18 protein-coding genes are annotated in these 23603 nt (G+C 71.9%); 7 read left to right on the forward strand and 11 right to left on the reverse strand.

The genetic code is table 11. From position 1 onward, the window contains the following. Positions 1–240: transposase (locus BM041_RS23030; RefSeq protein ID WP_175534111.1), on the forward strand; the 240-nt coding region annotated here is incomplete at its 5' end. 136 nt (positions 241–376) lie between these two features. Here BM041_RS23030 and BM041_RS23035 read toward each other — a convergent pair. The 3 genes from BM041_RS23035 to BM041_RS23045 form a co-directional block, all read right to left on the reverse strand. Then, positions 377–2986: a tetratricopeptide repeat protein gene (locus tag BM041_RS23035; protein WP_092962267.1), complete on the reverse strand. Its 2610-nt coding sequence runs from the start codon at positions 2984–2986 to the stop codon at positions 377–379. A gap of 6 nt (positions 2987–2992) precedes the next feature. Further along, on the reverse strand, positions 2993–4228 hold the full coding sequence (locus BM041_RS23040) for an ATP-binding protein (protein ID WP_092962268.1): 1236 nt from the start codon (positions 4226–4228) through the stop codon (positions 2993–2995). 91 nt (positions 4229–4319) lie between these two features. Then, a complete protein-coding gene (locus BM041_RS23045) occupies positions 4320–5921 on the reverse strand; it encodes an ABC transporter substrate-binding protein (RefSeq protein ID WP_245762233.1) in 1602 nt (533 codons plus the stop codon). Positions 5922–6053: 132 nt separating this feature from the next. Here BM041_RS23045 and BM041_RS23050 point away from each other — a divergent pair, with 132 nt between their 5' ends. The 3 genes from BM041_RS23050 to BM041_RS23060 all read left to right on the forward strand — a co-directional run bounded on the left by BM041_RS23050 (position 6054) and on the right by BM041_RS23060 (position 9027). Next, positions 6054–7046, forward strand: a complete 993-nt coding sequence (locus BM041_RS23050; RefSeq protein WP_092962270.1) for a Tim44 domain-containing protein — start codon at positions 6054–6056, stop codon at positions 7044–7046. A gap of 182 nt (positions 7047–7228) precedes the next feature. Continuing rightward, positions 7229–8344 carry an OpgC family protein gene (locus BM041_RS23055; RefSeq protein WP_092962271.1) on the forward strand — a complete coding sequence of 372 codons (1116 nt, stop codon included), beginning with the start codon at positions 7229–7231 and terminating at the stop codon, positions 8342–8344. Further along, positions 8341–9027: a hypothetical protein gene (locus tag BM041_RS23060; protein WP_092962272.1), complete on the forward strand. Its 687-nt coding sequence runs from the start codon at positions 8341–8343 to the stop codon at positions 9025–9027. The genes BM041_RS23055 and BM041_RS23060 overlap by 4 nt, the downstream gene beginning before the upstream one ends. Positions 9028–9065: 38 nt before the next feature. On the opposite strand, the gene BM041_RS31930 is transcribed toward BM041_RS23060, so the two are convergent. From BM041_RS31930 to lysA, 5 genes are all read right to left on the reverse strand, one after another. After that, a complete protein-coding gene (locus BM041_RS31930; protein ID WP_092962273.1) occupies positions 9066–10766 on the reverse strand; it encodes a response regulator in 1701 nt (566 codons plus the stop codon). Beyond that, positions 10750–12270 (reverse strand): ATPase domain-containing protein, encoded by a 1521-nt coding sequence (locus tag BM041_RS23070; RefSeq protein ID WP_092962274.1) that lies wholly within the window; start codon positions 12268–12270, stop codon positions 10750–10752. Before BM041_RS23070 ends, BM041_RS31930 begins: the two co-directional genes overlap by 17 nt. A gap of 128 nt (positions 12271–12398) precedes the next feature. Further along, positions 12399–12941 carry an MOSC domain-containing protein gene (locus BM041_RS23075; RefSeq protein ID WP_092962275.1) on the reverse strand — a complete coding sequence of 181 codons (543 nt, stop codon included), beginning with the start codon at positions 12939–12941 and terminating at the stop codon, positions 12399–12401. Beyond that, positions 12941–15547, reverse strand: a complete 2607-nt coding sequence (locus BM041_RS23080) for a TIGR02302 family protein (RefSeq protein ID WP_342713817.1) — start codon at positions 15545–15547, stop codon at positions 12941–12943. Before BM041_RS23080 ends, BM041_RS23075 begins: the two co-directional genes overlap by 1 nt. Continuing rightward, positions 15544–16893, reverse strand: coding sequence for a diaminopimelate decarboxylase (gene lysA / locus BM041_RS23085; RefSeq protein ID WP_092962277.1), 1350 nt, complete (start codon positions 16891–16893; stop codon positions 15544–15546). The genes BM041_RS23080 and lysA overlap by 4 nt, the downstream gene beginning before the upstream one ends. Positions 16894–17149: 256 nt before the next feature. On the opposite strand from lysA, the gene BM041_RS23090 reads away from it, so the two are divergent. Continuing rightward, a complete protein-coding gene (locus BM041_RS23090) occupies positions 17150–19300 on the forward strand; it encodes a methyl-accepting chemotaxis protein (protein WP_092962278.1) in 2151 nt (716 codons plus the stop codon). Between the two features lie 4 nt (positions 19301–19304). Here BM041_RS23090 and BM041_RS23095 read toward each other — a convergent pair whose 3' ends face one another. From BM041_RS23095 to argH, 3 genes are read right to left on the reverse strand one after another with little or no spacing between them, the layout of a single operon-like run. Further along, positions 19305–19910, reverse strand: coding sequence for a TetR/AcrR family transcriptional regulator (locus BM041_RS23095; RefSeq protein WP_092962279.1), 606 nt, complete (start codon positions 19908–19910; stop codon positions 19305–19307). 24 nt (positions 19911–19934) lie between these two features. Beyond that, on the reverse strand, positions 19935–20069 hold the full coding sequence (locus BM041_RS31935) for a hypothetical protein (RefSeq protein WP_281244657.1): 135 nt from the start codon (positions 20067–20069) through the stop codon (positions 19935–19937). Continuing rightward, complete coding sequence (argH, locus tag BM041_RS23100) at positions 20066–21460, reverse strand: argininosuccinate lyase (RefSeq protein ID WP_092962280.1); 1395 nt, start codon at positions 21458–21460, stop codon at positions 20066–20068. The genes BM041_RS31935 and argH overlap by 4 nt, the downstream gene beginning before the upstream one ends. 58 nt (positions 21461–21518) lie before the next feature. Here argH and BM041_RS23105 point away from each other — a divergent pair, with 58 nt between their 5' ends. Further along, positions 21519–22103 carry a TlpA disulfide reductase family protein gene (locus BM041_RS23105; RefSeq protein WP_245762234.1) on the forward strand — a complete coding sequence of 195 codons (585 nt, stop codon included), beginning with the start codon at positions 21519–21521 and terminating at the stop codon, positions 22101–22103. Then, positions 22096–23352 carry an aminopeptidase gene (locus tag BM041_RS23110; protein WP_092962281.1) on the forward strand — a complete coding sequence of 419 codons (1257 nt, stop codon included), beginning with the start codon at positions 22096–22098 and terminating at the stop codon, positions 23350–23352. Before BM041_RS23105 ends, BM041_RS23110 begins: the two co-directional genes overlap by 8 nt. Positions 23353–23603 lie beyond the last annotated feature (251 nt).

The following is a 23603-nucleotide window of genomic DNA, read 5'->3' on the forward strand; positions in this document are numbered from 1 at the left end:
GGCGGCAAGCTCCAGGTCCCGGAGAACATCAGCCTGCTACCATTGCCGCCCTACTCGCCCGAGTTGAACCCGGTCGAGAACGTCTGGCAGTTCCTGCGCCAGAACCAGCTCAGCAACCGGGTCTACGAAACCTACGACGCTATCGTCGATGCGTGCTGCGATGCCTGGAACGCCCTCATCAACGATCCAAGCCGCATCACCTCCATCGCCACCCGCGACTACGCACAGGTCAACCGTTGAGGGCGTTGGTATGACGCCCGCGCAGCAGGCGCGGGTCGGGCGGCGCCTGCCCGGCGACAGCGCGGCACGGTGGGACGGGATGGGGCTGCCGGACCGGGTGACGCTGCTATTCGGCACGGGGGGTTGAGGCTCGGGCTCAGCCGCCCTTCTTCCGGCGCTTCGGTGCCGCCTTGGGCTTGCCGCGACGGAACAGCGCCTCAGGCTCCTGCGTGCCGCGCAGGCGACGGATGGCGGCGGCGATGTCGGGGTCCGAACGTTCCAGCGCGGCGGGATCGTCGGGGTGCTCCAGGTCGATGGCCCGGGCTCGGAGCAGCGCGATCTCGGTCGCCAGGATCTGGGGCGCCAGGCGGTCGAGGAGGTCCGCGATGTCACGCAACAGCGGCGGGTCTTTCGCCTGTTCCGCCAGGGCCATCGCCAAGTGCGGCAGCAGCGGCGGGGGAGCCGCCAAAGGATCAGATGAGGCGAGGACCTGGAGGAGCGGCGCGATGGCGCCATAGGCGGCGGCGCGACCCTGACTGGCGACGAGTGCCATGATCCGGCCAGCCGCGGCCCCGGCCGCGCGGTTCGCCATGAACAGGTCTGTGAAGCGGTCAGCATGGGCCAGCACCAGCTGCCCGATCGCCGCGCCCTGCCCCGCCGGAAGCGCCAGCGACAGGGCATGATCGAGGTAGAGCGCTGGCCATTCCGACTCATTTTCGTCCTCGGCCTTGTGCCCGAGCAGGGTCGCGAGGCGATCCACCGCGTCAGGCAAGCCGAGGCCACCTCGGGACGCGAAGAGGAGGAGGAAGCGCGATGCCTCCGCCTGTTCCCGTCGGTCGCCCGCCGCCTCCGCGCGCGCCAGCGCTTCCCGCAGCGTGGCGGTGGCCGCCGCGTGCTCGCCCATCTGGCCCTGGTTCCAGCCAATTGCACAAAGCGCCTCAGCCTGTTTCAGCAGGTCGCCAGCCGCCTCCGCCCGCGCCTGCGCATCATGCAGAGTGGCGATGGCCGCCGCGTGCTCGCCCATCGCTCCCTGGCTTAAGCCCGTCAGGCGAAGCACGGCCGCTTGTTCGCGCCGGGCACCCAGGGCCTCCGCCCTCGCTAGCGCCTCCCGCAGCGTAGCGATGGCCGCCGCGTGCTCGCCCATCTGGCCCTGGCTCCAGCCCAACAGGCGGAGCGCCGCCGCCTGCTCGCGGCGGTTGCCAGCCGCCTCCGCCCGCGACAGCGCCTCCCGCAGCGTGGAGATGGCCGCTGCCGGCTCACCCATCCGGCCCTGGCTCCAGCCGATCCAGCGAAGCGCACGCAGCGTTCGACGCGGATCACCATCCGCCCCCAGCATGGCCAGTGCGTCACGCAGCGTCTCGATGGCGGCGGTGTGGCGCGCCGCATCGCCGAGCGCATCACCCAGATCGAACAGCGCCGCGAGTTCCGCCTCGCGGTCGCCACGGCGTCGCGCCGCCGCGAGCCTGGCCTCGCTGGCGGCCACCCGGGCCGCCGGCGTCTCGCCGCCAGGCAGGACCAGATGCTTCGGCCCGGCCAGCAGCCGCTCATACACCGCGGCCTCCGCCATGCGCCCGGCGGAGCGCAGTTTCTCGGCCTCCGCCTGCTTCTCCTCCGCCGTGAAGAAGCCCGCGAGAAAATCGGCGATGCGTTCCAACCTCGGCTGCCGGCCTTCCGGGTCGAAATAGCGCAGGCGGTAGAAATGGGCGAAGAGGCGGTCGGTGACCTGATAGACCGAATCCCGCGCGCCTGGCCGTTCGGAGGCGCCGCCTGACAGGGTCTCGCTGGTCAGCAACTCGCGAAACGGCTCGGCAATGTCAGCCTGGCTGGCGCCCATCAGCGCGGCGATCTCGCTCTGCGACCGCGGCTCCCCCTGGCGCAGAAGCGTGTCCAGCACGGCACGGGCGCGGGGGCTGAGCGCCTTGAGGCGGGCGCGGTAGTAGTCAGAGAGTTCGTCGACCAGCGCATCCAGCGCGGCGGCCGCGCTTTCCGCGTCCCGGCTTTCCAGCACCTCATAGAGCACGGTCGCGATGCGCGGGCTGCCGCCGGCGAAGATGGCGATGGCGCGGGCGCGGGCGCGGGCGGCGCCTTCCAGCAGGGGGCGGCCCTCCCGCTCCCGGATCCGGTCGAAGAAGCCGAGGCAATCCTCCTCCCCCCACCGGCGCAACTCGAAGGGGGCATAGGCCTGGTAGAGCGGCGCGGCGGGGTCGCCATCCACGGCGGTGGTGCTGGTGCCCAGCAGCATCAGCCGCCCATCCTCCCGCGTCAGCAGCCCGCGCAATTGCTGTCCGGCGGCAGGATCGGCGAAGACGTCGCGCAGCAGATCGTCGAAATTCTCCACACCCACCACCAGCAGGCCATCGGGGCCGAGGCGTTCGTCGATGGCCGCGCGCAGGGCGGTGCAGGCATCCTCCCAGGCCCGCGGGCCTAGGTCCCGCCGCACGCCGACCTCGGCGGCGGTGCGGCCTTCAAGCACCCGGCGGATCTCGGACAGGAACAGGGCGGGGCGGACGATGTTCGGCTGTTCCTCCGGCAGCAGGGCGAAGCCGATGCCCGGCCGGTCGCGCAGCGCGTTCTGCACCATGCGGAGGAAGAAGGATTTGCCGAAGCCGCGGGGGGCGACGAGGAGGATGTGCTGGGCGGGCCGGCGCGTGCGGTTGGCCTCGATCTCGGCCAGCGCGTCATGCAGCACCTCCCCACGCCCCGTCGCCAGCGCGTCCACGACCTCATCGGACAGGGTGTAGGGGTTGAAGCGCTTGAGCAGCGACATCGCCGGTCAGCCCCTCGGCCGGCTGCGCCACCAGGCGCGCACCATGCGATCGGCGAGCGCCAGGGTCCGGGAATCACTGTCCCAGGCCAGGAAGCCATCCTCCCGCAGGATGGCGATGATGTCCTCGATCTCGGTTGCCGGTTCACCGGCCTCGGTGAAGGCGGTTTGGAAGGTCTCGAAGGGGATGGGCGCGTCGCTGCCCGCGACGATGGCGAGGGCGCGGTCGAGGCGGTTCAGCAGCGTCCGGTCCCGGTCGGCGGCCCCCTTGGCCGCGCCGTATTCGGCCAGGCGATCGGTGAACTGGGCGAAGAAATTCTGTTCGACGCCGGGGCGGATGATGTCGCGGAAGACGCGGTCGATCGCCGCCGAATCCCTGGCACGGGCGCTGAGCAGGCGGCGGAAGGCGAACTGGATCAGGCTGGGGTGGAATTCGACCAGGCGATCCAGCACCTGGGCATGAAGCGCATCGTCCCAGGCCAGGGCGCCGTCGCTGCCGGCCACCAGGGCGCGCACCATCGCCTCGGCCTCCGGCCGCGGCAGGGGCCGGAGCGAGACCTCCGTGAGGTCATTGAGCAAGGTGCCATCCAGGCCATGCGCCTTGACCAGCCCGCGCATGCCGACCGAGCCCGTGAGGAACATCGCGACGCGGGGATAGCCCCGCCATTCGCGCAGGCCGGCGAGGAGGCGGTTCGCGGTCTCCGCGCCATCCTTCTGCTTCAGCATCTTCTGGAACAGCATCGGCAATTCGTCGATGCAGAGGATGAAGGGGACGCTGCTTTCGGCGAGGCGTTCCCCGACCGCGGGTGCGATCACGGTCCAGTAGGCGAGGAGATCGGCCTCATCCTCCTCCCGCAGGTCGTCGCGGCCATCCTGCAGCAGGTCACCGATCTTCTTGCGCAGCTTCTCCGCCAGCATCACGCCATCGGCCAGCTTCTCCCGCACCCGGTCGCGGAGCGTCTTGTCCGGCAACCCGCGGAGGATGGCGCCGAAAAGGGCAGCGAGTCCGCGGAAATTCTGCGCGTCCACATGCACGACGACAGCGCCGCTGGCCGCGAGGCGGGCCCGGACCTCCGCCATGACGGAGCTTTTGCCGATGCGGCGGAGGCCGAACATGGTGAAGGATTCGCCGGCGGCGAGGCCGGCGACGAGGTCCTCCACCGCCTCCGGCCGCGGCCAGAAATCAGCGCCGGAGACGTGCATGCCGTAGCAGGCCTTGAGACGGGCGGGGCGGGTGGCGGCCATGGCGCGCTCCTATCTGATAGCGCAGATATCTACGCCATCAGATACGCCGTCAAGAACTATCCACTCGAACAGATATCTTCCCGAGCAGCTGCTACTCCACCCGGATTTCCCTGACCTGCACCTGGTTGTCCGCGCGATGCGTGATCGCGACACCCGCCCGATGCGCCCAGGGGATCATCATGTGGTACATCGGGATGTGGCCGAGATCCGCATTGTGGATCGCATGCGCCTGGCGGATCAGGGCGCGGCGGGCCTCCGGGTCACCCTCCACGTCGATGCGCGGCAGCAGCGCGTCGAACTCCGCATTGCTGTAGCCGCCGGCATTCCAGGTGGCGGCGCCTCCCACGCTGCGGGACGCCATGATGGCGCGCAGCGTGTAGCTGGCATCGAAGGTCGGTACGCCCCAGGACAGGGCGAACATCATCGGCTCCTGCCGCCTGATGCGCTGGCTGAACACCGCATTGGGCTGGATGGTCAGCTGCGCGCGGATGCCCACGCGGGCCAGCATGCCGGCCACGGCCTGGCAGGCCTCGTCATAGGTGCCGGTGGGACATTCGAAGGGCACGGAGAAGCCGTTCGGGTAGCCCGCCTCCGCCAACAAGGCGCGGGACCGCGCGGGGTCGTAGGGCGTGCGGCGATCGCCTTCCTGCGACCAGCCATTGACGAATTGCGTCCACATGCTGCCCGTCGGCACGCCCTGGCCGCGCAGCGTGGTACGGCGCATCGCATCGAGGTCCAGCGCATGGGCGATGGCCTGGCGGACGCGAAGGTCCTTGAAGGGGTTGCGGCCGCGCACATCGCTGCCGGCCAGCTCGTCCACATCCTGCCGCAGGCCGAGCCAGACGGTCCGGTTCTCCTGCCCCTCCAGGATCCGCAGGCGCGGGTCGCGCTGGATGCGGGCCACGTCCTGCACCGGCACCACATGGACCATGTCGACCTCCCCCGACAGCAGCGCGGCCATGCGCGTGGCGTCGGAGGTCAGCGTGATGTGGTGGTATTCCGTGACGTTGCCGCGCGGCGCGATGCCGGCCGCCGTGCCCCACCAATTGGGGTTGCGGACCATCACCGTGCGCTGCTCGGCTTCCCGCGACCGGATCACGAAGGGGCCGGTGCCATTGGCGTTGCGGACGGTGAAGGTCTCCTCCCGCTGCGCGAAATTCTGCGGCAGGGTGGCGCGGTGCGTCTCCGCCCAGCCGCGGTCCATCATCATCACGCGGGTCATCTTGTCGGGGATGACGGGGTCGGGGACGCGGGTGACGATATCGACCGTCAGGCGGTCCACCGCCACGGCCTCCGCCACCGTATCGACGAAGATGCCGTAGTTGGAGGTGGGCGCGAGCGAGCGCTGGATGCTGAAGACGACGTCATCCGAGTCGAAGGCCTCGCCGCCCGCGAAGCGCACGCCATCCCGCAGGTGGAAGCGCCAGCGATTCGGCTCCACCTGTTCCCAGCGGGATGCCAGGCCGGGCTGGACCTTGAGGTCGTCGCCCCGGTGGGTCAGGCCCTCATAGACCTGGTGGACCACCAGGAAGGTGAAGAGCGCATTGGTGGCATGGGGGTCGAGCGTCGCGGCATCCACGCTGGTGGCCATGCGGAAGACCCGCGCCTGCGGGGCCGTCGCGGTCTGAGCCGCCACCTGCCCCGAGAGCAGGGCGGCTGCCGCCACCCCCAGCATCCATGTCCGTCGCGCCATCGAGGATCCCCTTGCCTTACGAGGCCGACAGGGTGGCGCGCGACAACTCTTGAGAAAAGGGGCATTCGCAATTCGGCAGGATCCTCCCTATATTACCGATCAGAAACCCAGACCGGAGGATACGACCCCCCCATGCGACGCACCGCACGTGTCATGACCGCCCTCGCCGTGGTGGCCCTTGCCCTCGGCCCGGCCCTGGCCGAGGCGAAGCCTGGCGGCAATTCCTCCTCCGGCAGCCGCGGTAGCCGCACCCAGATGGCGCCTCCGGCCACCCAGACCGCGCCCGGTGGCGCGCAGCAGATGCAGCGCACGCAGCAGGCCCCCGCGCCGGCCGCGAACCCGGCCACCAGCGCCGCGCGCCCGGGCGTGCCCGCCGCCGCGCAGGGCAGCTTCTTCAGCCGCAACCCGATGATGGCGGGGCTGATGGGCGGGTTGCTCGGCGCCGGCCTGTTCGGCCTGCTCTCCGGCTCCGGCCTGTTCGGCGGCATGGCGGGCTTCGCCAGCATCCTCGGCCTGCTGCTGCAGGTCGCGCTGATCGGCGGCCTGGTCTACCTGGTGATGCGCCTGGTGCGCGGCGCGCGCCGCCCCGCCGTGGCCGCCGGCCCGGCCGGCTATGCCCGCGACATGAACGGTGGCGATGACGGCCGCCGCCCCCTGAACCCGGGTGCCATGGGCATGGGTGCGATGGCCGGTGGCGCCGCTGCAGCCGTGGCCAGCAAGCCGATCCAGGTGGCGCCTGCCGATTTCGAGACCTTCGGCCAGGCCCTGCTCGATGTGAACGCCGCCTGGTCCCGCCAGGACCTGGAAGCGCTGCGCCGCCTCTCCACCCCGGAGATGACGAACTACTTCGCGCAGGATCTGTCTGACCTCCGCGCCCGTGGCTGGACCAACACCACCAGCGATGTGCGCCTGGAAGCGGGCGACCTGTCCGAGGCCTGGGAAGAGAACGGCCAGCACTACGCGACCGTCACGATGCGCTTCTCCCTCATCGACGTCACCCGCGCGGCGGATGGCACGGTGGTGGAGGGCCATCCCACGAACCGGAGCACGTCGACCGAGTTCTGGACCTTCGTCCGCTCCCCCGGCGAGGCCTGGCGCCTGTCGGCGATCCAGCAGACCGCCTGACCGCGCCACGCCGCGGAGACCGGAAGGGGGGCCGAAAGGCTCCCCTTTTTTCGTGCCCGGCCGCTGGGCGGCCCTTCTTGAACTCACATTACCGAATATCCATCTGCTAGCGCGGCGACGAAGCGCCTCCCCCCGAACCCGCTCTTCGAACCGGCTCTCCAGAACGGCCAGCAGGTGGAAGCATGCAACGCGCGTGGCGGATCGACCTGTTCCGGGGCCTTGCCCTGGTCATGATCTTCGTCAACCACATCCCGGACAACCCGCTGGCCGCCTTCACCACGGCGGCCTATGGCTTCTCCGACGCGGCGGAGGGCTTCGTCCTCCTGGCCGGGGTCGCGGCCGGGCTGGTGTTCCTGAAGCGCCTGGAATCGGGCGGGGTGGCGCAGGTATCGGCCCGGGCGTGGCGGCGGGCCTTCGACCTCTATGCCGCGCATCTCCTGACCGTGCTGCTGGCCTGCGCCATCGTCGCCCATGCCGCCAGCACCCAGGGCGACCCCCGGCTGCTGGGCTGGATCAACCTCGGCCCGGTGTTCGAGGATACGGCCGCGGCGCTGGTGGGCGTGGTGCTGCTGGGCCACCAACCGGGCTACCTGAACATCCTGCCGATGTATGTGGTGTTCCTGCTGCTGCTGCCGGCGCTGCTGCCGCTGGCGGCGACGCGACCGCGCATGCTGCTGGCGGCCTCCGCCCTGGTCTGGGCGGCGGCGAACCACTGGAACCTGAACCTGCCGCACTACCCGAACGAGGATGGCTGGTTCTTCAACCCGCTGGCCTGGCAGTTCCTGTTCGTCATCGGCCTGGTGATCGGCACGCGCCTGGCGCGCGGCCTGCCCGTGGTGCCGCGGTCCAACCTGCTGCTGGGCGCCGCGATCGCCTATCTGCTGGCCGCCCTCCTCCTCAGCCTGGATGAGACGCTGGTCTGGCCGACGCTGCCGCTGCCCTGGTTCCTCTACGGGCTCGACAAGACCTGGCTGACCCTGCCACGGCTGCTGCATGCCCTGGCGCTGGCCCTGGTCCTGGCGCGGCTGCCGGTGGCGGAGGCGCTGGCGGCGCTCGACCGGCGGGGCGTGCTGACCATGCTCGGGCAGCACGCGTTGCCGGTCTTCTGCGCGGGCTCCGTCCTCGCCATCGGGGCGCAGGTCGCGCGCTTCATGCTGGAGGCAGGGGTGGCACTGGAACTGCTCCTGGTGCTTGGCGGCCTCGCCATCCAGGTCGGGCTGGCGGCAACCCTGGCCTGGATGGACCGCGGCCGCAGCCGTCCGCCCGCCCGCGCGACGACGGAAGGAGCCTACCCATGAGACTGGCGCTGCCCCTTCTTCTGCTGGCGCTGCTGCTGGCACCCGGCCCGGCGCGCGCCGGCGGCTGCCCCGGGCCGGTGCCGGAAGCCGATCTCGGCGCCGGCCTGCCGAGGCTGGCGGGGGCGCTGGCGGCGGCCGGGCCGGTCGACATCCTGCTGGTCGGGATGGGGGGCGCCCGGGCCGGGAGCCTGGAAGGACCCTTCGCACAGAGCCTGTCCCAGGCCCTGCAGCACCGCCTGCCGGGGCGGGAGGTGCGGGTGCAGATCATCCCCACCGCGGGGATGCTGGCCAAGGACGCGGCGGAACGCGTCCGCCGCGCGACGACGGAGACGGAGCCGGCGCTGGTGGTCTGGCGCACCGGCATGGCGGATGCCCTGGCCATGACGGACCCCGCGAAATTCGGCCTCACCATCCGCCGGATGGCGGAATGGGTGGCGGCGCAGCAATCCGACCTGGTGCTGGTGGACCTCGCCTATCACGCCGGATCGCCGCAGGAGCCCACCTACCGCCGCTATGTGGAGGCGCTGGGCACCGCCGTCCGCGGCATGGCGGTGCCGGTGTTCCGCCGCTACGCCATCATGGAGGCCTGGGGCCGCCAGGGTGCCACCCCGGCCGCCGCGCTCGGTGAAAGCTGCCTGGGGGAGATGCTGGCCGGCGCCCTGCTGCGCCAGGCGCTTCGGTGAGCATCCCGTCGGGCACCTCTTTGGGCACCCCCGCGCCCCTACCCCCCCACCGCCGCGCGCCGCGCCACATCCTCCCCCAGCGCGGCGCGGGTCGCGGCGACCAGGGCCTCGATCCGGTAGGGCTTGGGCAGCAGCGCGATGCCGTCCGTCTCCGCATCCCGCCGGGCGGCGGCGGCATAGGCGGTGGTCAGCAGCACCGGCAAATGGGGGCGGCGGCGCCGCACCTCCCGCGCCAGTTCCACGCCATTCATGCCGCCGGGCATCATCACGTCGCTGAACACCAGATCCACCCGGCGATGATCCGCCAGCGCCCCCAGCGCCGCGGCGGCGCTGGCGGCGCGGGTCACGGTGAAGCCGATCTGGGACAGCATCTCCTGCACCAGGGCCGCGACCTCGTCATCATCCTCCACCAGCAGGACATGGCCCGCGAGGCCGCCGGCAGGCGCTTCCACCGCCGCCGCGGTGTCCTCCTTCGCGGGATGGCGGTGGGAGCGCGGCAGCAGCAGGGCGATGGCGGAACCCTGGCCGAGCGCCGTCTCGATCCTGACCGTGCCGCCGGATTGCCGCGCGAAGCCATAGACCTGCGCGAGGCCGAGGCCCGATCCCTTGCCGATGTCCTTGGTGGTGAAGAAGGGCTCGAAGACCCGCGCCACCACCTCCGGCGCCATGCCCGTGCCGCTGTCGATGACGGAGAGCTTGACGACGTCGCCGCGCAGTTCCGGCTCCTCCAGCCCCGCGACATTCTCCGCCCGGATGGTGATGGTACCGCCGGCGGGCATGGCGTCCCGCGCATTGACGGAGAGGTTGAGGATCGACAGCTCCAGTTCCCCGGGGTCGATCTCCACCGGCCAGAGGCTGGGCGGGAAATCGAGCGCGACATGCACGTCGCCCCGCAGGCTGCGGTCCAGCAATTCCCGCATGCCGCCGATATGGCGGCGGAGGTCCACCGGTTCCGGCTGCAGCGCCTGGCGGCGGGAGAAGGCGAGGAGCTGGCGCGTCAGCCCCGCGCCGCGCATCGCGGCCTGGCGCATGCCATCCATCAGCAGGCGCCGGCGGTTCGGGTCCGCCTGGCGGTCCAGCATGTCGAGTCCGCCGGTGATGACCATCAGCAGGTTGTTGAAGTCATGCGCGACGCCGCCGGTCAGCTGGCCCATCGCCTCGATCTTCTGGGCGTGGCGCAGCGATTCCGCGATGCGTTCGCGTTCCGCGATCTGGTGGCGCAGCGCGGCATTGGCCTGTTCCAGTTCCCGCGTCCGGTGCGCGACCAGGCCTTCCAGTTCCCGCGCCGTCCGGGCCTGTTCGGCCAGGTGGGCGCGCAGCTCGTATTGCCGCCGCCGGGCGCGCAGCGCGGCCTGGATGGTGCTGGTCAGCGTGATGGCCTGCACCGGGCGTTCCAGCAGGGACACGTTGCGCAGCGCCGCCACCATGCGGGCGCGGCCGGCGACCACGGCGGGCTGTTCGCGGTGGCTGGTCAGCACCACGAAGGGCAGGTCGGACCAGGGCGGCTGGCGGCGCACCCAGGTGACGAGCGGTTCCGTCGGCGCGTTGAACAGCGCTTCCTCCGCCACGAAGGCGGCGTCCGCCCCCTCCTCCAGCCCCTGCACCAGGGCCGGCAGGTCGGCGCATTCGCAGGCGCGCAGCCCGGCCCGCCGGAACAGCTCGGCCGAGGCCGCGCCATCCCGGCCCGTGGGCGCGAGCACCAGCACCGTCCAGGGGTGGGCGTCAGAGCCCGGGGTCATCGTCGCCCAGCAGCGGCTCCGCCGTGCCGAGATAGGTGGGCATGCCGGTGAAGACGCCGCTGAAATCGCGCAGCGGCGGGCCGATGCGGATGCCCCGCGCGCCCAGTCGGAATTCGCGGATCGACGTCTCATGCGCGCTCGACCGCTTCTTCACCACGGACAGCGCCCGGCGCACCGATCCCGCATGTTCGAAGTAACGCAGCATCAGCACCGAATCCGCGAGGTAGCTGAGGTCCACCGGGCTGTGCAGCGGCCCGACCAGCCCGTGCTGCGCCAGCACCAGGATGGTCAGCACGCCGAGCTGCGCGAGGTAGCTGAGCAGCTCATGCATCTGCAGGATCAGGAAGCGCTCATCCGGCATGGCGCTGAGGTAGCCGTTCAGGCTGTCGATCACGATGATCCGGGCGTGCTCCACCTCCACCGCCTGGCGCACCAGGCTGGCGAATTCACCCGGCGCCAGCTCCGCGGGGTCGATCTGCTGGATGCGGACCAGGCCGGCATCGATGGCGGCGCGCAGCGGCAGGCCGAGCGCGGCGGCGCGGGCCAGGATGGTGCCCCCGCCCTCGTCGAAGGCGTAGAAGACGGCGCGTTCGCCCCGCTGCGCCGCGGCCACGGCGTAGAGGATGGCGAGCGAGGATTTCCCCACCCCCGCCACGCCCAGCAGCAGCGCATTGGTCCCGCGTTCCAGCCCGCCGCCCAGCATGGCGTCCAGCCCCGGCACGCCGGATGGCGTGGCTTCGCTGCTGAAGGTCGCGTGGTGTTCGGCGGCGACCAGGCGCGGATGGATCACGAGCCCGCCGCGGCGGATGGTGAAATCGTGGAAGCCGCCGCGGAAGGGAATGCCGCGCATCTTCACCACGCGCAGCCGCCGCCGGTCGCCCCCGTAATCCACCGCCGCCTGGTCCAGCATGACGACGCCATGCGCGATGGAGTGCAGTTGCAGGTCGTCCCGCTGCGACGACAGGTCATCCAGCATCAGCACGGTGCAGGCGCGCGACGCGAAGAAATGCTTCACCGCCAGGATCTGCCGGCGGTAGCGCAGCGAGTTCTGCGCCAGCAGCCGCAGCTCCGACAGGCTGTCGAACACCACGCGCTTCGGGTCGATCGCTGCCACCCTCTCGAAGATCAGGCGCGTCGTCTCGCCGAGTTCGACCTCGGCGGGATGGAAGACCGTGAGTTCGCGATCGGGGTCGAGGCTGGCTTCCGGCGGGACGAGTTCGAAGACCGTGACGCCGCGCAGCGACCAGCCATGGCGCTTGGCGACCAGCCGCAATTCACGCTCCGTCTCCGAGAGGGAGATGTAGAGCGTCGTCTCCCCGAGCCGGGCGCCTTCGAGCAGGAATTGCAGCGCGAGGGTGGTCTTGCCCGCGCCGGGGCGGCCTTCCACCAGGTAGACCCGGTCCGGGTCGAAGCCGCCGCCGAGAATGTCGTCGAGGCCCGCGCTGCCGGTGGAGATGCGGGGGGGATCCTCCTCGGCCTCGGTGTCGTCACGCCACTCGGTCATGCAGCACTCCCGCGGCGTGGGCCCGGAGCGCCATCCGCCGAAGCGGCATCCTGCGCGGCGCCCTGCCATGGCGGGAGGGTGCGGACGATCACGGCTGCGATGGAACGGGGCCGCCGCGGCCCGGCGGGCTACACGGGTGCGAGAGGGTGGAACACCGCCGGTTGCCATGCGACCGAGACGGCATCGCCCGGCGCCACGATCCCGCCTTCCAGCACCACCGCCATGACGCCCGCCTTGCGGATCAGCGACCCATCCGCGGCGCGGCCGAGCACCGCCTTCATCAGGCCGGGCTGGAAGGCATCGATCTGGTGGCAGGGGTTGCGCAGGCCCGTGACCTCCACCAGCGCCGTCGCGCCGAGGCGAAGCCGCGCGCCGGTCGGCAGGGCCAGCAGGTCGATCCCCCGCGTGGTGACGTTCTCCCCCATCTCGGCAGGGGCGACGCGGAACCCGGCCTCGGCCAGTTCGTCGAACAGCTCCGCCTGGATCAGGTGAAGCTGGCGGAGGTTGGGCACCGTCGGGTCGCGCGCAACGCGGGAGCGGTGCTTCACCGTGACGCCGGCATGGGCATCGCCTTCCACGCCGAGGCCCGCCAACAGGGTGATGGCGGGGGCGTGCTGCTTGGAGAAGCGGTGCGTGCCATCGCGCGCGACGGCGATCACGGCGGCGGCCATCAGAAGCGCTTCAGCAGGCGGTCGATGTAGTCCAGCTCCTCCTGCGGTCGGCCGCGTTCGGCGCCGCGCTTGCGCAGTTCCTCCTGGATGCGGCGGGTGCGGAGCAGCTCGGCCTCATCCGGCACGCGCGTGTCGCTGCCATTATCCTGGGCGCCGGGGGCTTCGCGGGTGCGCCGGCCGAGGGGATCGCGGCCCGGGCCCTGGTCCTGCGCCTGGTCCTGGCCCTGGCCCTCCCCCTGGCCCTCGCCCATCATCTCGCCCTCGCCTTCCCCTTCCTCCTCGCCTTCCTGGCCCTGGCCGAACTGGCGCTGCATCTGCTGCGCCATCTGGCGGCTGCCTTCCTGGAGTTCGCGGATGGCGGTCTGCTGGGGCGTGCGGGCGTCGCGGCCCTCGCTGAGCGCTTCCTGCGCCTCCCGCATCGCCTGGTCGGCGCGGCCGAGCTGGGCGGGGACCTCCCCGGTCAGGTCGCCGAATTGCTGCATCACCTCGCCAAGGGCCCGACGCAGCGCGCGCTGGGTGCGGGCTTCGCGGCTGGCCTCGGCGCGGGCGGCCTCATCGGCTTCGCGGCGCTGCGCTTCCGCCTGCTGTTCCTGCTGCGGGTTGGGGCGGGACCAGGGGGCGCGGTTCTGCAGCTGCTGGGCGCGGCGCTCGGCCTCCCGCCGCTGGGTCTCGGCGTCCGCCCGGCGATGGCCGCTATCCATCATCTCCGTCTGGCGGCGGACCATGTCCTGCACCACGCCCATCTGCTGCTGGCCGCGTTCGCGCTGCTGGCGCTGGCGCTGCTCGGCCTCGTTGCGCGGCGTGCGGCCTTCCTCCAGCGCACGGAGCTGTTCCTCCAGCTCCGCCAATTCGCGCTGCGCATCCTGCGGGCGGTTCTCCCGGTTCGCCTCCCGCATCCGTTCCATGCGGCGGTCGAGTTCCCGGCGGTCCATCATGCGGTTCTGCGGGTCGAAGGGCATCGCCTCCGCATTCTCCCGCTGGAGGCGTTCCGCCAGCGCCTCCAGGTGGCGGCGGATGGCGTCGCGGAGTTCCTGGATGCGGCGTTCGGTCTCCGCCCGCTGCTCCGCGTTCTGCTCCCGGTTTTCCTGCTGTTCGCGGGTGGCCTGTTCCAGGGCTTCGCGCAGCGCGGCGCGGGCCTGTTCCAGGGCGCGGGCGGTGCGTTCCGCACGGCCTTCCTCCAAGGCGAGGGCCGTCTCCCAGAGGATCTCCTGCGCCTCCGCCACCGCTTCGGGGCGGCGGTCCCGCACCAGGCGGTGGCGGGCGCTGCGGAGTGCCAGGTAGGTGGTGGTGTCGTGTTCGAAGGCTTCCGGCGCGGCGGCGATGCGGTCCAGCTCCTGCCGCGCCTCGACGCGCTTGGTGGGATCCAGGCTGAGCGACTTGCGCAGCGCGATCAGCGCCTGGGCGACGGGGTGGGTGAAGCTGCGCTCCGGCAGGGTCAGGGTCGCGACCTCCGACCGGCCTTCCTGGCCGGCGCCGTCGCGGGCGACCAGCACCACCTCCACCTCCAGCCCCGCCCAGGGATGGGCGGAGAGGTCGGGGCCGGCGATGCCGCGGGCGCTGCGGGGCTGGCCGCCGGGCAGGCCGATCTCGATCCCATGGGCGGGCGCCTGGGGACGTGCCTTCAGGCGGATTTCGGCATTGAGCGAGGCGACGCCCCAATCATCATCCGTGCGCCAGGACAGGCGCAGCGCCAGGCCGCGGGCGGCGCGGGCCGGGGGTTCGGCGAAGCTCGCCGTGGGCGGCTGGTCCGCCTGGACGGTGAGGGTCCAGCCCGCGACCTCGAACCCCTCTCGCCGGATGACGAGGCGGGCGCCCTGGTCCAGCTGCGCCTCCGCGCCCCAGGACCGGCCATCGAGGGCGCGGAAGGGCGTGGCATTGGTGCCGAGTTGCAGTTCCGGCGCGCCGCCGCTGCCGCCGGACAGCGCGACCTGGAGGCGGCTGCCCTGCGGGACGGTGACATTGCCGCCGGCGGGGTCGAGGAACAGGGGCGCCGCGCCGGTATAGGCGGGGGGCGTCACCCAGGCCTCCACCCGCAGGGCGGGCGGCGCGGCGGGGAGGGCGAAGCCCGGCACGACGGCGCGGCGGAGCCGTTCCGGCGCCTCCGGCCCCGCGACGAAGAGGGAGGCGAGCAGCGCGAGGCCAAGGCCGCAGCGCAGCGCGATCGGATCCCGCGCCGCAAGCCCCGGCCGGGGGATGCCCACGCGGAGCGCGCGGATGGAGGCGGCGGCCCGCTTGCGGTGGGCCTCCCAGACGGCGAGGGAGAGCGCATCGCCGCCCGCGGGCCTGTCGGCCAGGGCGGCGAGGGGGCGGTGCGGCAGGCCGGAGGCGCGTTCGAGGCGGCGATCCGCCTCCTCCTCCACCGGCAGGGCCCAGCCGCGGAAGCCGCGCCAGGCGGCATAGCCGAAGCCCAGGGCAAAGATCGCGGCCAGGAGGGGCCGGGCCCAGTTCGGCAGCAGCAGCGGCAGGCCGAGCAGCGAGAGCGTGACGAACAGCCCCAGCACGCCAAGCGGCGGCCAGAGCGCGGGCCACAGCCTTTCCCAGGCCAGGGCCAGCCGCGCCAAGGCGCGGCGTCGGGGGAGAGCGGCGAGCGGGTCCCGCCCCGTCACGTGGCGCCCGCCAGCCAGGAGGGCAGCTTCTGCCCCGCCAGCAGGGCTTCCTGCGTCTGGCGTTCCCGCACCACGGCGAAGCGGTCGCCATCCACCAGGATCTCGGCCGCCAGGGGCCGGCTGTTGTAGGTGCTGCTCATCGACGCGCCATAGGCCCCCGCATCCAGGAACGCGACGAGGCTACCCGGATCGAGGCTCGGAAGGCCACGATTTCTCGTGAAGGTGTCGCCCGTCTCGCAGATCGGGCCGACCACGTCGCAGGGGGCGATGGGCGCCACGTAGTCCGCCGGGGAGACCGGGACGATGCCGTGCCAGGCATCATACATGGCCGGGCGCACCAGGTCGTTCATCGCGGCATCCACCACCACGAAGCGCCGCTCCGCCCCCGTCTTCTGGAGGATGACGGAGGCCAGCAGCACGCCGGCGGGGCCGGAGATCCAGCGGCCCGGCTCCACCATCAACTCCACGCCGAGATTGCCGAGGGTGGCGGCGATGGCGCCGGCCAGCGCGGCCGGCGCGGGCGGCGGTTCGTCCCGGTAGGGGATGCCGAGGCCGCCGCCGCAATCCACCCGCTCCACCGGCAGGCCCTGGGCGCGCAGCGCGCGGACGAGGTCGGCGAGGTGGCCATAGGCGATGCGATAGGCGGAGACGCCGGCGGTGATCTGGCTGCCGATATGCACCGCGACGCCCACGGGGCGGATGCCGGGCAGCGACGCCATGCGGGCATAGAGGGCGGGGGCGTCGCCGATGGCGATGCCGAACTTGTTCTCCGACTTGCCGGTCGTGATCTTGGCGTGGGTCTTGGCGTCCACATCGGGGTTCACGCGCAGCGCGACCGGCGCCTCCACCCCCATGGCCGTGGCGATGGCGGAGATCATCTCCACCTCCTCCGCCGATTCGGCGTTGATCTGCTGGATGCCCTCCGCCAGGGCGTAGCGGATCTCCGCGAGTGTCTTGCCGACGCCGGAGAAGACGATGTGGTCGGCGGCGATGCCGGCGGCGCGGGCCAGGCGAAGCTCTCCCTCGCTCACCACATCGGCGCCGGCGCCGGCCTCGGCCAAAGTGCGCAGCACGGCGAGGTTGGGGTTGGCCTTCACCGCGAAATGCACCTGCGCCTTGGCGCGGGCGTCATCCAGCGCACCCTGGAGGAGACCCAGGCGGCGGCGGAGCGTGCCGGCGGAATAGACCCAGGTGGGGGTGCCATGGGCGCGGGCGATGGCGGCCAGCGCCACGCCCTCCATCATCAGCCCCGCGGCGGGGTCCATGGTGAGTTGCCGGCGGAGCGCCAGCAATTCGGCAAAAGTGGGGTCTTCGCCAGCGGGGGCGGGTGCGGGGAGGGCGGCCATCTCCTCAGTATTGGGGTCGCGGGGTCGTTCCGCCAAGCCGCCGTCCCGCCGGCGTTACACGCGGGCGTCGAGCGCCTGCGGAAATGCCGTAACGCCGCCCGGTCCCGCGCCTGGGGGGGCGGGGCTTCCTGGGGGCGGCGGATCCGGGCGGCCGGGATGCGGGCGATGGCCGCGCCCATCCCTCACCCCGCGGCTTCGCCGATTCTTCACCTTCCTGGGCTAGGGGGGGGCGCCGTCTCGCCAGGAGTGCCCGCCGATGAATCCGCTCGCCCGCACGCCGTCCCCTGCGGCGACCCCGCCGAAGGCAAGGGGGTGGATCAGCCTGCGCCTGGCGCTGTCGGGTGCCGTGGCGGGCCTGACCCTGTTGAGCCTGGGCGCGCTGGGCTGGAATGCGGCGGAGGATGTGAGGGAGCTGCGGTCGGCGCAGGCCGCGGCGGTGGCGGACCGCGCCGCGAACCGCTTCGCATCGGGGCTGTTCGAGGTGCTGATGGAACGGCTCGCCACCAACAATGCGCTGCAGGCGCCCGGGCCGGCCGGGCCGGAGGCGCTGGCCGAGATCAACCGTCGCCGGGCCGCCGTCGCGGCCGATTTCGCGCCGGGGCTGGCAGGGCTGTCGGCCCAGGAATTCACGGGAAAGGAGGCCCTGCTGCGGGACCTGCGCGCGGCGCTGGAGCGGGCGGATGATGCCCGCCGCCGCGCCGACGACGCGCTGCGCCTGCCACGGGACTCGCGGGATGAGGCGCTGCGGCGCGACTACGTCCCGACCATCACCGCCTCCGTCGATGCGGCGCTGCGGGTGTGGTTCGCGGCGTCCCACGCCGTCGCCACCGAGGATCCGACGCTGGCGCGGCTGGCGGTGGTGAAGGAACTGGGCTGGCGGCTGCGCGACACCGCCGGGCTCGAACGCTCCAACATCGCCGCCGCCATCACGGCGGGGCAGCCCGTGGCGGCCGATCGGGTGGCGGCGAATGCGGCGATCCGGGGGCGCGTCGACCTGCTGTGGGACCAGGTCGGCAACCTGGCGCCGCTGGCGGACCCCGCGACCCATCCAGCGCTGCGTGCCGCCATCGAGGAAGCGCGGCGTTCCTATTTCGAGGGCTTCCGCAGCCTGGCCGACCGCATGGTGCGGGAAGGGGCGGCAGGCCGGTATTCCATGGAGGCCGGCGCCTTCGTGGAGACGACGACGCCGCAGCTCGGCACGCTGCTCGGCGTGCTGGCCGGCGCCAGCCGCGCCAGCGAAGCGCGCGCGGCGACGCTGATCGGCGACGCGGAACGCGCGCTGCTGATCTCCTCGCTGCTCCTCATGCTGGCCCTGGCCGTGGCGGCCACGGCCAGCTGGCTGGTGAATCGCCGCGTCGCCCGGCCGCTGGCCGCGCTGTCCGGCGCCACCACGCGGATCGCCAATGGCGCGCTGGACCTGGACGTGCCCGGCGCCGGTTCGGGCGATGAGGTCGGCGCGGTGGCCGATGCGGTCGTGGTGCTCCGCGACGGCGCCCGACGCATCGAGGCGCTGGAGGCGGAGGCGGAGGCCGCGCGGCAGCGCGCCGCGCAGGACCGCGTCGCCGCGCAGCAGGCCTTGGCGCAGGAAGTCGAACGCAGCCTGGGCGGCATCGCCAGCGCGCTGGCGGAGACGGTGACGGGCCTGGACCAGGCGACCGACCGGCTGTCCGGCACGGCACGGCGCACCGGCCGGGATGCGGAAGCCGCGGTGGGCGGCGCCCAGCAGACCAGCGCCAATGTGCAGACCGTGGCCGCCGCGGCGGAAGAAATGGCCGCCAGCATCCAGGAGATCAGCCGCCAGGTGGCGGAGGCCGCGACCGTCGCCCATCGCGCGGCGGAGGAGGCGGGCGCCACCGACCGCACCGTGCAGGCGCTGGCCGAAGGCGCAGGCCGGATCGGGGAGGTGGTGAAGCTGATCGGCGACATCGCCGGCCAGACCAACCTCCTCGCCCTCAACGCCACCATCGAGGCGGCGCGGGCGGGCGAGGCCGGCAAGGGTTTCGCCGTGGTGGCGAGCGAGGTGAAGACGCTGGCCGCCCAGACCGCGCGCGCGACGGAGGAGATCGGCCGCCAGATCGCCGAGATGCAGGCCGCCACCGGCCAGGCGGTGGAGGCGATCCGCCTGATCGGCAGCACCGTCGGCCGGTCCAGCGAGATCGCGACCAGCATCGCCGCGGCGGTGGAGGAACAGGGCGCCGCGACGCAGGAAATCGCCCGCAATGTCGCCGAAGCCGCGCGGGGCACCAATGAGGTGTCGGCCGGCGTCGACAGGCTGCGTGATGGCGTGGAGGACACGGTGCAGAGCCTCGGCACGCTGCACAGCGCGAGCGCGGAGGTGGGCCGGCAGGGAACGGCGCTGCGCGGCGAACTGGCGGCGCTGGTGACGAAGCTGCGCCAGGCGGCGTGACGGATCAGCGCGACCGGATCAGCGCTTCCACCGCCATGCCCAGCACCTTCTCCGGCGTCGGCACGCCGGAGGAGGGGTGCGGCCAGCCCGCCCGTTCCAGCCCGGCGACGCCATGCGACATGGCCCAGACCTGCAGGCCGAGCAGGCGCGCGTGGTCCCTGCCCCCCCCATCCGGCACGGCGCGGGAAATGGCGGTGACCAGGGCGGTGAAGCTGTTGCTGGTATCCATCTCCCCTTCCTTCGGCAGGCGCCAGGCGAACATCGCGCTGTAGTAGCCCGGTTCCTCCCGCGCGAAGCGGAGATAGGTGGGCCCCATGGCGGCCAGCCCGCCTTCCTGGCCCGCGGCCCGCATGCGGGCGCCGAATTCGGCATAGCCACGCTGCGCCAGTTCCGACAGCAGCGCTTCCTTGTCCTTGAAGTGGCGATAGGGGGCGGAGGGGGAGACACCCGCCAGGCGCGCGGCCTCCGCCAGGGTGAAGCCGTTCGGCCCACGCTCCGCCACCAGGCGCCGCGCCGCTTCCAGCAGCGATTCCTTGAGGTTGCCATGGTGGTAGCCCCGCCTTGCGGCAAGGTCCGATTCGGCGCCCGGCAATGTGTTGTTCGTTGACATGGACTCGCTGAAACTATCGCAGCTTCAGCGGCTCGGATAGCTGCGCGGATGGGTCACCTGATCGGGTGGCCCAGGCGGGCGGATGGAGCCCGCCCGGCCGCAGGCCCCGAGCGACAGGGCCAGCAGCAGGACGGCCAGGCAGCCGGCGAAACGCCTCATCCCAGTCTCTCCTGCCATTCCGCCGCCATGCGGGCGACATTCGCCGGCGCCGTGCCGCCGAAGCTGGTGCGGGACGCGACGGAGGCCTGCACGGTCAGCACGCCGAAGACGCCATCGGTGATGCGCGGCTCCACCGACTGCATCTCCGCCAGCGTCAGGCCGGCGAGGTCCACCCCCTTCCCTTCCGCCAGCGCGACCAGCCGGCCGGTGACGTGGTGGGCATCCCGGAAGGGGAAGCGGAGTTCCCGGACCAGCCAATCCGCGAGGTCCGTCGCGGTGGAGAAGCCGGCGCCCGCGGCCTCCGCCAGGCGTGCGACCTGCGGCTTCATGTCGCGGACCATGCCGCCGATGGCGGCGAGGCCCAGCGCCAGGCTTTCCGCCGCATCGAAGATGCCTTCCTTGTCTTCCTGCATGTCCTTGAAATAGGTCAGCGCCAGGCCCTTCATCACGGTCAGCAGGCCGACCAGCGACCCGATGACGCGGCCGGTCTTGCCGCGCACCAGCTCCGCCGCATCCGGGTTGCGCTTCTGCGGCATGATGGAGCTGCCGGTGGTGAAGGCGTCCGACAGCTTGATGAAGCCGAAATAGGGGTTGGTCCAGATCACGATCTCCTCCGCGAAGCGGCTGAGATGCGTGGCGCACATGGCGCAGGCGAAGAGGAACTCCGCGGCGAAGTCGCGGGATGCCACGCTGTCCAGGCTGTTGCGCGTCGGCCCGTCGAAGCCGAGTGCCGCGGCCGTCATGTGCCGGTCGATCGGGAAGCCGGTGCCGCAGAGCGCCGCCGCGCCGAGGGGGCTTTCGTTCAGGCGCTTGCGGCAATCCGCGAGCCGGCCGCGGTCCCGGGACAGCATCTCCACATAGGCCAGCAGGTGATGGCCGAAGGTGGTGGGCTGGGCGGGCTGGAGGTGGGTGAAGCCGGGCATCACCGTGCCCGCATGCTCCGCCGCGCGGGCGACCAGTTCGCGCATCACGGCGGCGATCTGGGCATCCAGCCCATCGATCGCGTCCCGCACCCAGAGGCGGACATCGAGCGCCACCTGGTCGTTCCGGCTGCGGCCGGTGTGGAGGCGCTTGCCGGCCTCCCCGATCCGCTCCGTCAGCCGGGCCTCGATGTTCATATGGATGTCTTCGAGGGCCTCGCTGAAGGGGAAGCGGCCTTCCTCGATCTCCTGCGCGATGCCGGCCAGGCCGGCGCGGATCGCGGCCTCGTCTTCCGTGCTGATGATCCCTACATGGGCGAGCATCTTGGCATGGGCGAGGCTGCCCGAAATGTCCTGGCGCCACATCTTGCGGTCGAAGCCGATGCTGGCATTGATCTCCCGCATGATGGCGGAGGGGCCTTCGGCGTAGCGGCCGCCCCACAGGTCATTGCTGGCACGCGCTTCGGTCACGGGGGAGTTTCTTTCGGTGCAGAGGTTTTCGAGGGGCCGCCGGGCGATCCTGGCCGGGGTGCCGACCCTACTCGCGGCGGGTCTCTGCCGCAAAGCGGAGGCGGGTCCCTCCCTATCACCGGTCGCGGGCGCGGACCATGGCCTGTCACGGCTGCGGGAGACGCCGGAAGGCCGCCCGCTGCCGGAGGGGCTGACCTTCACGGACGCCGAGGGGCGCGTCACCGATTTTTCCGCGTTTCGCGGCAAGGCGTTGGTGGTGAATTTCTGGGCGACCTGGTGCCCGCCCTGCGTGGCGGAGATGCCGGCGCTGGACCGGCTGCACGGCATGATCTCCCGCGACGGGATCGAGGTGCTGGCCCTGTCCAATGACCGTGGCGGGCGGGCGCAGGTGGAGCCCTTCTACCAGCGCACGGGGCTCCAGCGCCTCGGCATCTGGCTCGACCCCCGCGGTGCCACGGGGCGGGCGCTGGAAGTGCGGGTGCTGCCGACGACCCTCATCCTCGACAGAAGGGGGCTTGAGGTGGGGCGCCTCGTGGGCGAAGCCGCCTGGGACCAGCCGGAGGTCGTCGCCGTGATAAGGCGGCTGACGCGCACGCCGGAGCCCACCACTCGAAGCTCGATCGGAACCGATTCCCATGCCTGACGACGCCGCGGTGCCCACGATGTTCGACCAGAAGCTCGACAAGCTGGCGGCGCTGGCCGTGCGCGTCGGGCTGAACCTGCGACCCGGGCAGGAGGTGGTGATGACCGCGCCGGTGGAGGCGCTGCCGCTGGTCCGCCGCATCGCCGCCCATGCCTACCAGGCGGGCGCGACCCTGGTGACGCCGCTGATCGGCGATGACGAGGTGGCGCTGGCCCGCTACCGCCACGCCGGCGACGACGCCTTCGACACCGCGCCGGGATGGCTGTTCGAGGGCATGGCCGCGGCCTTCCGCGGCGGCGCGGCGCGGCTGGCGGTGGTGGGGGAGGACCCGACCCTGCTGGCGGGGCAGGACCCGGCCAAGGTGGCCCGCGCCAACCGGGCGCGGAGCATCGCCTATCGCCCGGCGCTGGAACTCATCACCAGCTTCGCCATCAACTGGAACCTGGTGCCGGCCTCGACGCCGGGCTGGGCGCGGGAGGTCTTCCCGGGCCTGCCGGAAGCGGAAGCCGTGGCGCGGCTGTGGGACGCGATCTTCATGGCCTGCCGGGTGGACCAGGCAGACCCCGTCGCGGGCTGGGCGGCGCATAACGCGACGCTGCATGCACGGACGAAGTTCCTGAACGGGAAAGACTACGCCGAGCTGCGCTATCGCGGGCCCGGGACGGACCTGGTGATCGGGCTGGCGGACGGGCACCTCTGGGCCGGCGGCGCGGAGCCGGCGAAGAACGGGATCATCTGCAACCCCAACATCCCGACCGAGGAAGTCTTCACCACGCCACACAAGCTGCGCGTGAGCGGCACGGTGCGATCCACCAAGCCGTTGGCCTATCAGGGCACGCTGATCGACGACATCCAGGTGCGGTTCGAGGAAGGACGCATCGTCGAAGCCCATGCCTCCCGCGGCGAGGACGTGCTGCGACGCGTGCTGGAAACCGACGAAGGCGCGGCGCGCCTCGGCGAAGTGGCGCTGGTGCCGCATTCCTCGCCCATCTCGGCGTCGGGCCTGCTGTTCCGCAACACGCTGTTCGACGAGAACGCGGCCAGCCACATCGCCCTCGGCCAGGCCTACACGACCTGCCTGCGGGACAGCACTGGCGTGCCGATGGACGAGCTGGCGAAGCGGGGGGCGAACGCGTCGCTGATCCATATCGACTGGATGATCGGGTCGGGCGAGATCGACATCGACGGGGTGACGAAGACGGGCAGCGTGGAACCGCTGATGCGGGGGGGGGAGTTCGTCGCGGCGTAGTGCATGGGGAGGGCGCTGCCCTCCCCATACCCCTCCCGCCAGGGCCGAACCGGCCCTGGACCGTCTCTAAGGGGTTGGAAAGACGGGATACTACGGGTTTAGAAATTTTAGAATCGGGCGAGAATCGTTTGGCACCAATGGGTTAGAGGCCGAAACGTAAGGAGCATTTAGGGGATTTAGGACGTTTAGCACCGAATCAGAGGGGTGCTTTTGGACAAAAGCGCGGCCTGATTCGCGGGTTCAAGGAGCGG

It is taken from the genome of Falsiroseomonas stagni DSM 19981, assembly GCF_900114315.1.
GTDB classification, from domain to species: domain Bacteria; phylum Pseudomonadota; class Alphaproteobacteria; order Acetobacterales; family Acetobacteraceae; genus Falsiroseomonas; species Falsiroseomonas stagni.